Source organism: Haladaptatus ordinarius (assembly GCF_054177595.1).
The window spans coordinates 1-8,002 of the sequence record NZ_JBPEHH010000140.1 but is presented as its reverse complement, the minus strand read 5'-3'; the positions used below and the strand labels follow the sequence as shown (position 1 = coordinate 8,002).

9 protein-coding genes and 1 pseudogene are annotated in these 8,002 nt (G+C 56.6%); 6 read left to right on the top strand and 4 right to left on the bottom strand.

The genetic code is table 11. The annotated features are described in order from the left end of the window. Window positions 1–515: 515 nt before the first annotated feature. From ACR3FF_RS24310 to ACR3FF_RS24295, 4 genes are read left to right on the top strand one after another with little or no spacing between them, the layout of a single operon-like run. The gene (locus tag ACR3FF_RS24310) at window positions 516–854 is read left to right on the top strand and encodes an ArsR/SmtB family transcription factor (RefSeq protein ID WP_458190707.1); all 339 of its coding nucleotides are present in this window, start codon (window positions 516–518) and stop codon (window positions 852–854) included. Beyond that, window positions 851–1,441: a dihydrofolate reductase family protein gene (locus ACR3FF_RS24305; RefSeq protein WP_458190706.1), complete on the top strand. Its 591-nt coding sequence runs from the start codon at window positions 851–853 to the stop codon at window positions 1,439–1,441. Before ACR3FF_RS24310 ends, ACR3FF_RS24305 begins: the two co-directional genes overlap by 4 nt. Then, window positions 1,438–1,917, top strand: coding sequence for an SRPBCC domain-containing protein (locus tag ACR3FF_RS24300; RefSeq protein WP_458190705.1), 480 nt, complete (start codon window positions 1,438–1,440; stop codon window positions 1,915–1,917). The genes ACR3FF_RS24305 and ACR3FF_RS24300 overlap by 4 nt, the downstream gene beginning before the upstream one ends. Then, a complete protein-coding gene (locus tag ACR3FF_RS24295; RefSeq protein ID WP_458190704.1) occupies window positions 1,914–2,333 on the top strand; it encodes an SRPBCC family protein in 420 nt (139 codons plus the stop codon). Before ACR3FF_RS24300 ends, ACR3FF_RS24295 begins: the two co-directional genes overlap by 4 nt. 170 nt (window positions 2,334–2,503) lie before the next feature. On the opposite strand, the pseudogene ACR3FF_RS24290 reads toward ACR3FF_RS24295, so the two are convergent. Next, window positions 2,504–2,755, bottom strand: a pseudogene (locus ACR3FF_RS24290) (DUF7509 family protein); the annotation flags it as partial. A 1,243-nt stretch (window positions 2,756–3,998) separates the two neighbouring features. On the opposite strand from ACR3FF_RS24290, the gene ACR3FF_RS24285 reads away from it, so the two are divergent. Then, the gene (locus tag ACR3FF_RS24285; protein WP_458190703.1) at window positions 3,999–4,403 is read left to right on the top strand and encodes a DUF1801 domain-containing protein; all 405 of its coding nucleotides are present in this window, start codon (window positions 3,999–4,001) and stop codon (window positions 4,401–4,403) included. A 384-nt stretch (window positions 4,404–4,787) separates the two neighbouring features. Here the strand turns inward: ACR3FF_RS24285 and ACR3FF_RS24280 are convergent, their stop codons facing one another. After that, window positions 4,788–5,546 (bottom strand): class I SAM-dependent methyltransferase, encoded by a 759-nt coding sequence (locus tag ACR3FF_RS24280; RefSeq protein WP_458190702.1) that lies wholly within the window; start codon window positions 5,544–5,546, stop codon window positions 4,788–4,790. 198 nt (window positions 5,547–5,744) lie between these two features. Between ACR3FF_RS24280 and ACR3FF_RS24275 the strand changes: the two genes are divergently transcribed. Beyond that, complete coding sequence (locus ACR3FF_RS24275) at window positions 5,745–6,386, top strand: helix-turn-helix domain-containing protein (RefSeq protein ID WP_458190700.1); 642 nt, start codon at window positions 5,745–5,747, stop codon at window positions 6,384–6,386. Between the two features lie 243 nt (window positions 6,387–6,629). Here ACR3FF_RS24275 and ACR3FF_RS24270 read toward each other — a convergent pair whose 3' ends face one another. Together ACR3FF_RS24270 and ACR3FF_RS24265 are read right to left on the bottom strand one after the other, a co-directional pair. Continuing rightward, a complete protein-coding gene (locus ACR3FF_RS24270) occupies window positions 6,630–7,424 on the bottom strand; it encodes an MATE family efflux transporter (RefSeq protein ID WP_458190699.1) in 795 nt (264 codons plus the stop codon). 284 nt (window positions 7,425–7,708) lie between these two features. Continuing rightward, window positions 7,709–8,002: transposase (locus ACR3FF_RS24265; protein WP_458190697.1), on the bottom strand; the 294-nt coding region annotated here is incomplete at its 5' end.

Here is an 8,002-nt window from a genome sequence, read left to right as displayed (position 1 = left end):
TTGGTAGGTTCACCAGGTGCGTATCCGGACAGCGGATGAATCAGGTTCCTGATTCACCCGCTTCACTCAGGACTACGTATCAGCTGCTGGACTCCTGAGCCAGAGTGGACAACTAGCGACTATAGAGCAGGGTTGAACATAATGGACGACAAATGTATACACCATGCTTCGCACGATACTCTCGGTAGTTGGACTTGTTGAACTCCTTGCTCCAGAAGCGCTCATCAGTGCCGCCGAACAGAGTCACGAGTCGTCGCGAGTCTAGAGTCTAGAGGTGTCGTAATCCTCGTCGTGAACGAGGTCGTCGACTGTGCCCAGGTTTGTCCCATTTCAGACCACTCCGAGAAGCCGTTTAAACACCCGCCCGGTCTCGCTCGTCATTGCCACCGGGTACCGTCACCGCTACTGTTATGATTTTCGTGAACAGGTTGCCATTGCCGTGAATGACCGGTAAATGGCCTATCGACCACGTTCAACCAAAGAGTTAAGTATATGTCCGATGTCCATTCAACCGGATGGTTGAACGACTGCCGGACGACTTCGATCTCGACGCGGTCTTCCAGGCGCTGGCACACCCCATCCGTCGGGCCATCCTCGAAGAGGTGGCCGACGGGCCGGAGAGCGTCAGCGAACTGGCTGAACCGCACGACGTTTCCTTAGCCGCCGTCTCCAAGCATCTTCATGTGCTTGAGGACGCTGGCCTAATCGATATTAGGAAAGACGGTCGAGTTCGTCGCTGCCACCTAAACGCCGCACCGCTAAGTGCTGCATTTGGATGGCTCACTCGGTACCGAGTCTTCTGGGAAGATCGGTTCGATGCGTTAGCCACCCACTTGGAGGAAGATCAAGAATGAGTGATAATACTACCACCGTATCGTCCCAGCGAAACCTGATCATCTCGGAGTTCCTGACGCTCGACGGCGTCATGGAGGCACCGGAGGAGTGGTCGTTCGCGTTCTTCAGCGAGGAGCAACAAGAGTACAAGCACGACGAGTTGTTCAGGTCGGGCGCGCTCCTGCTAGGTCGGACGACCTACGAATCGTTCGCGGACGCTTGGCCCGACCGGACGGATGAGACAGGCTTCGCCGACCGAATAAACAGCCTCCCGAAGTACGTCGTCTCGACGAGTCTTGAGGAAGCCGAGTGGAACAATTCCACGATCATCGACGGTGATGTCGCCGAGGCAGTCGCCGCGTTGAAACAGGAGGATGGACAGGACATTCTCGTCAACGGCAGCGGCGACCTTGTGGAGACGCTGGTGGAACACGACCTCGTCGATGAGTACCGCCTCATGGTTCACCCCGTCGTCCAGGGGAGCGGCAAGCGTCTCTTCGAGGGCACGAGCGCGCCGACGACGATGCGCCTCGTCGACACGGAGGCGTTCAGTTCGGGCGTCGTCGTGCTCACCTACGAGCCGGCCACGGAGGAGGACAACGAATGAGCGACGATGCCGACCCGACGACCGAGGAACGGAGCATCACGGTGAGTCGCGTGATCCAGTGGCCGCCCGAGCGGGTGTACCGGGCGTTCCTCGATCCCGACGAACTCGCCCAGTGGCTCCCGCCGACCGGCTTCAGCGCGGAGGTCCACCATCTGGAACCCGAGGAGGGCGGGACGTATCGGATCACGTTCACCGGTGAGACCGAGGCGTTCGCCGACTACGACCACTCCTTCGGGGGCACCTATGTGGTGCTTGAGCCCGGCAAGCGCATCGTCCAGACGGACGCGTTCGAGACCGAAGACCCCGAGATGGCCGGCGAGATGACGGTGACAGTCACCTTCGAGGCGGTGCCCGAAGGAACCGAGGTCACCGTCCACCAAGAGCACATTCCAGAGGCCATCCCGCCCGAGGACGCCAACGAGGGGTGGAACAGCTCCCTCGTGAACCTGGCAGCACTGTTGGAGGACGACGAATGACCGACGATAACCAGCTGACCGTCCGGCGAACCTTCGACGCGCCCCGCGAGCGCGTGTGGCGGGCGTTCACGGATCCCGACGAGCTGGCGCAGTGGTTCGTGCCGGCGGGCATGGAGGCGGAGGTACACGCGCTCGACCCCGTGCCCGGCGGCGGGATGTCCGTGAGCTGGACGGGCGAGGAGCACCAGATGGACAACGAAGGCACGTTCGAGGAGGTCGTCAAGCACGAACGCCTCGTGACCGTGGAGGAAACCCCGCAGGGCGTGAACCGCGTCACGTACGAGTTCCACGACGCAGACGACGGAACCAAGGTCGTCCTCACCCACGAACTCCCCGATGCCCAGATGGTCGACGGCGCCAGCGAGGGCTGGGGGGGCTTCCTCAACAATCTGGAGGGCGTGATCGCCAACATGTGACGGGTGAGTGATATCTCCCACGACTTCAGTCGTGGGTAGCTGACTCACCTCGACTACCACCGCCCGATTCGGGTCGTCGTAATCCGTTTTGATGACGTAGTCATCCGGCGTGAAGGATTCTCGGCAACCTCCAGATTCGTCTCAGATACCTTTCCCACCCTACAGTGAACTCATATATCGAGACGTTCGAGTAAGCCGTAGAGTTCTTCGTTCTGAATATGGGTACAGAACTGTGCGCAGAGCCGACAGCAGTCGGCGGCAGCCGTGAACGTCCGGACACTCGCGTCCTAGCGTGCATGGATTGCCCCCAGCATCGCACTTCGAACGGTCGGTTCGGTCACGACCATCACCCGACGCGTGTGCTTTGGTGGCGTGGCATCGACTGCTGGTCCCTGCATGCTGTTGCTCGGCAGTAAGTCCTCTCGTTCAGCAAATAGGGAGGGAGAAAGTCAGCGTCTGGTTCTGCTGGAGGGCCTGATATGGCGAATCTCTAACACTAACGAGATGATAGTTGCCTCTCGCTCACTACCTTGGAACGCATCGATGATGTTGACAACGACATCGTCACCTGCTTTCACCACCCGGTCACCAGGCGTGAACGGATTTTCGGCGTCTGGTTCAGCAGTGAAATATCCCGTGAGAGCTACCATCTACTGGGTTGGGATTGCAAGGGATGGAATTTGCGACGCCCCAGTCGTGGTGAAACTCCATGGTGAGTCAATGGTGGCAAATCGTTTCGACTGGGGCGTCGCCACGACAGACACGCGTGGTACCTAATGACGTTTCATTCTTGTTTGGCCTATGCTTCGTAGACTATTCCAGTGGTGGGGGCCGTTGGGGTATGGAGTCGGTAACAACCGACCCAGTTAGATCAAGACCAGAACAAGAAAAAATAATTATGACCAATCTCTCAAAACACGATTGCGTTTTGCCGAAAGTCCAATCGAGACGTCATCTCACTGGCCTATCTCGTCAACTCCCCACGGTCGAAGATAGTGGTATACGCTACTAATCTCTAACAGAAGACAACGGGGCAGACACGGTCTCGAAAACAAGGACGAGATGCTACATTCTGTTGGGATCGTACTGCGTCAAACCATACCGGTTCCCGTTGTTGCGATCGCTATAGACACTGATCACATCCAACTCCACGAGGAGCGAAAGCATGTTGCCGAGCATTTGGAGGTGAGATATGAGGGGAATCGAGGATTTGTGACAGTTGGGCCGTCAATGGGTAGTTGCGTGGACATGCCTCGAGAACGTGCTGAACATCAGCGTAGTAGGCATGCAACAACCCGTACTGTGACGGCTGCGTTCCGTATATCGCTGCGAGTTGGGGCCGAAGCGGTGGGGACACGACTAGAATACCAAGTTGATAAAGCCACGCTAAGTGTTCGGCAGCATTCGTATGCTCGTGCGTCTCCTGAGTAGCTGTGAGTAGTATGATACAACGAACCACTTCAACGGTATTGGTGACCAATGCAAGCGGGCATACCGGGCGTGAGGCGCTCAGAGAACTGAACGATACATCGCTTCGCATCCGGGCGCTTGCTCTGTCGGCGACGAGGAGCGAGTCGCTGAGCAAGTTACGTCTTGGTACACAACTCAGATGTTCTGCATCCCGATTCAGCAAAGACACCCCAAGACGCCTGGAGGAGAGCAGTCATGACAGGTGAAGCCTCAGAGAACGACGAATCTCCCTCCGAGCTGATCGACGCGAGAATCAAGGAACTTTCCGACTGGCGGGGCGAGACGCTTTCCCGGATGCGTGGTCTCATCAAGGAGGCCGACCCCGATGTGGTCGAGGAAGTGAAATGGAGAAAGCCGTCGAACCCACATGGGGTTCCGGTATGGGTCCACGACGGGAACATCTGTACTGGCGAGACGTACAAGAAGAAGGTAAAACTGACCTTTGCCAAAGGTGCTTCCCTCGAGGATCCGGCAGGTCTCTTCAACGCCAGCCTCGACGCTAACGTCAGTCGCGCCATTGACATTCACGAGGGTGACGAGATTGACGAGAAAGCCTTCAAGTCCCTCGTTCGCGCCGCGGTGGCCCTGAACGAGTCCTAGACTTGCGGCCGACCCTGCGCTCGGAGAGCGGCGGTGAACCGGTCGATGAGACGCGCGACCCGATCGGGGCATTCGCCACGATACAACCACTTCCTCAGTTCCACTGTTGGTTTCTTTTCCCGGTGATAGTCGTGAGGACTCCACTCGGAACCATCATCGATTTACGCCTCTCAGTCCCGCCCAGACAATGACGATTCCCACGAACAGGGCTATCACGCCAATAACCGCCCACTGCACTGATTGTCCAGTGATCGGTTCGCAGTCTGCGGCGCACAAAATGGGATCTATCTGGATGAGTCCAAGGCCTTGAACTGACCATAATATCCCGAGAAGCGCCACGATGGCGCCGAAGATTGTCAACACAGTTGCTTTCGCGTTCATGTTTCAGTGCGATTCCCGGAATCGATCATCACCCGAGGATGTCACCATGCTCGAAGAGTCATAATCGCTCCTATCGATTCGGCTGTCAGTTTTGGTATGGCTCACTGGCGTGGCAGTTCCGCGCACGAAGGGTTTGGACGGGCTAACACCGAGACTCAGCGTCTCGATTTCGTCGAGAACGAAGGAACCTGCTGAGATCCAGTCGTCCGTTCGTCGGTTGAGATGGCAGCCATTGTCGATCCGTTTCCAGAGCGGTGTCACCGCATCTTGGATGTAGCCACGCAGACCGTCCGCCCGGACGTGTTCGAGAAAGCGAAATTCGCCATCCGGCTTCACAACGCGGTGGACCTCCTTGAGCGCTCGAGACGGATCCTGCACCGAACAGAACACCGCAGAAGCGATGACCACATCGAACGTATCGTCCGCATAGGGCAGGGATTCAGCCCGGCCTGATTGCAGGTGTATGTCCAGATCGTACCTGCTGGCTGTCCGCTTCGCCTGCCGCCGCCTCTTGGGATCCGGTTCGATTGCATGCAAATCGAGTGCTGGATCACGCTGGACTGCTGTTTGCAGGTACGAGAACATTGCACCGCTCCCCACGCCGAGATTCAGTATCGTCCCCTTGAGGTCGCGTGTGAGATACCGCCGATGCTCGGTAAGGTCAAAGCGCTCAGCGAGCGCGGCGAAGATCGGCTGACCAGCAGTTGGTGGTTTCGTTTCCGTCCGGTTCGTGGTGTCGCTTCCAGTTTTAATGTTCGGCATGAGTTGGTGATCTAGACGCTCCACTTCTGCATGCAAATAGCGCCGAACATTTGAGGCAGGTATAAATATGTACGCTGCCTACTCTTCCTTCGATGCGCCACTGCCCGCGACAAACGCAGCCCAATCAATTTGTTACTAGACACAGCGACCCAATACGGTTGTCCTGAGCCCGATAAGCAGAAAGAACGAACCGATAGTATGAGATATATCATATTCGTAATTTCTCGGATAGTCGATGAACACTGTTCTAACGGTGAGTGTACCGACCAAGCAGTAATCGGTGACGCGATTCACTACATCAACCTCTTGGATGACGGAACCGGCGTAGCACTGTATCAACTCCGTGGTGACCTTGAACAGGCCACGAAAGTACTTGAGGCGGATCCAGAGGTGCTATCAATTGAGCGGTCTGAGGCATCGGACGGGCTGGTCTACCTCCATTTTCGAGCGAATGCCCTCATGACTGACCTTCTCGGTATATTCCGACGATATGAGATCGTTGTGGACTGGCCGATGGAATACACCGATCGCGGTGGGCTTCGGATAACCATGCTTGGAGACGACAAGAAGATTCGAGAGGCAATCGCAGAAATCCCTGACGGAATTCAGATTACGCTCGAAGGGGTCGGCGAGTATCACTCAGATATGCGGCAGCTTACGTCTCTGCTGACGGATCGCCAGCAAGAATTATTGGAACTAGCGATTAAACAGGGGTACTACGATGTGCCGCGGCAGGTGGGTCTCAGAGAAATCGCCGACCAAGTTGACCTCAGTGTAGCCACAGTGGGCGAGCACCTCCAGAAATTAGAATCGCGGATTCTCACTCAAGCTGTGCGCTGAATTCGATCCATAAATTCTGAGACAAACCGACACACCGTTCGGTGAAGCGGGCCACTTTAGAATACGCGCTCGACTGTGCTATATTCCTATTACATCCCAATTTTCTTCAGAGCGAGGGGGACGTAATCCACGTTCCTCGGAGGAACCACACCGCGGTAATCATCGTCGAGATAATATATGATAATGCGATTGCATACCATACGCCGACGATGCCCATTTCGAACCACGTTAGAAACACATAGCTCAACGGGAGCCGGAACATCCACAACTCTTGGACAGACAGTGCCATCGCAAGTTTCGTATTCCCACTCCCTCGGAAAGCCGCAAGTGTACCTGAAATACGCCGAGGAAAATCATCGCGGGGCCGACTATCCACACGTATGCAGCACTACTCCGGATTATGGCCTCGGCAGCTCCACTGTTCGTCTCAGCAGTCAGGAAGACGCTGACGATAGATTCCGCGAAGGGATATGCAGCTGCAACCGCGAAAACGAATACGACAATTACCATGCCTGTACTCAGGTACACTGCGTGCTTCGCACGCCTCACCTGATCAGCGCCAAGATTCTGGCCGACCGTGGTTTCAGTCCCTCTTGCGAGTCCGAGGGCCGGTAAGAACAGGAGTGCGGCGAGATATTCGGCGATTCCGTACGGCGCGACGGCGGCATCACCTTCTATCGCGATAATCGCGGTTAGAATTGCGATACCGCTTGCACGAGATCCCATTTCGATCGCTGTCGGGACACCGACCGTAACGATGTCGGAGAGTGTCGTTCGTCGTAATCGGAGGGTTTCGAGTGTGACGGTGAGTCCACTCTGGCCAGAAAAAAGAATGGAGAGGCCGAGGACCGCGGCAACAGATCTGGAGAACACCGTCGCGATTGCAGCCCCCTTGACGCCGTAACCGGTGAAACCCGTTTGCGTCAGGAGCACCGCTTCGAGCGAGTGGAGTCCGACCCATCCGAAAAACGGGTTCGCCGAAAAGCCGTGGATGGCGATCGGATCGATATGGACATTGATGAATACACTGAGCCCCATTAACTTGAGCGGTGTTCTCGTGTCACTCCACCCTCGCGATACCGAGTCGAATATGAAAAACCAGAACATGGGTTGCCTTGTTGAACGCAAGACAGCGTCGGGGGGGTCGATTCCTTACGCTTTCACGGCGTAGGAGTCCGGTTCTTGGGGTCAGAAGATGCAGTAGCTGTCACTAGCGGCTTTTGCTGAAGGGTCAGAACTATGGTATCTTAGCCGTCCCGTTCAGGTGACGACGGCGATGCCTCTCCTGGATCCGTCCGGAGAAGGGGAGTAGGCGGCGAGCCCTAACTCGCCGCCTGCGTCAGGTTATGCACAATGCACTTCCGTGTCAGCTCCCGGAATTGGCCGTGCCAGCTCCGGGAGCGCAGCTTTTCGCCGTCGTCGTCCTTCAACAGCGAGAAGCCAGTCTCGCTCATCCACCGCTGGTGATAGGCATCAGCGTCCATCCGGACGTTGTGCGCCTTCTTCAGCGGGGTATGCTCCTTGTGTTTGATGAGCGGTCGCGTTGAGGTGGAGCGACACTCCTCTCGGAGGTCGCTCCACGAATAGTTCGCATCAGCCGCAACCACCTGCAGGTC

Excerpts from the sequence above, each read along its gene's own strand:
- ACR3FF_RS24300 (WP_458190705.1), top strand. The coding sequence starts at position 1,438 with ATGAGCGACGATGCCGACCCGACGACCGAGGAACGGAGCATCACGGTG.
- ACR3FF_RS24310 (WP_458190707.1), top strand. The coding sequence starts at position 516 with ATGGTTGAACGACTGCCGGACGACTTCGATCTCGACGCGGTCTTCCAG.
- ACR3FF_RS24285 (WP_458190703.1), top strand. The coding sequence starts at position 3,999 with ATGACAGGTGAAGCCTCAGAGAACGACGAATCTCCCTCCGAGCTGATC.
- ACR3FF_RS24275 (WP_458190700.1), top strand. The coding sequence starts at position 5,745 with ATGAGATATATCATATTCGTAATTTCTCGGATAGTCGATGAACACTGT.
- ACR3FF_RS24305 (WP_458190706.1), top strand. The coding sequence starts at position 851 with ATGAGTGATAATACTACCACCGTATCGTCCCAGCGAAACCTGATCATC.
- ACR3FF_RS24270 (WP_458190699.1), bottom strand. The coding sequence starts at position 7,424 with ATGGGGCTCAGTGTATTCATCAATGTCCATATCGATCCGATCGCCATC.
- ACR3FF_RS24280 (WP_458190702.1), bottom strand. The coding sequence starts at position 5,546 with ATGCCGAACATTAAAACTGGAAGCGACACCACGAACCGGACGGAAACG.
- ACR3FF_RS24295 (WP_458190704.1), top strand. The coding sequence starts at position 1,914 with ATGACCGACGATAACCAGCTGACCGTCCGGCGAACCTTCGACGCGCCC.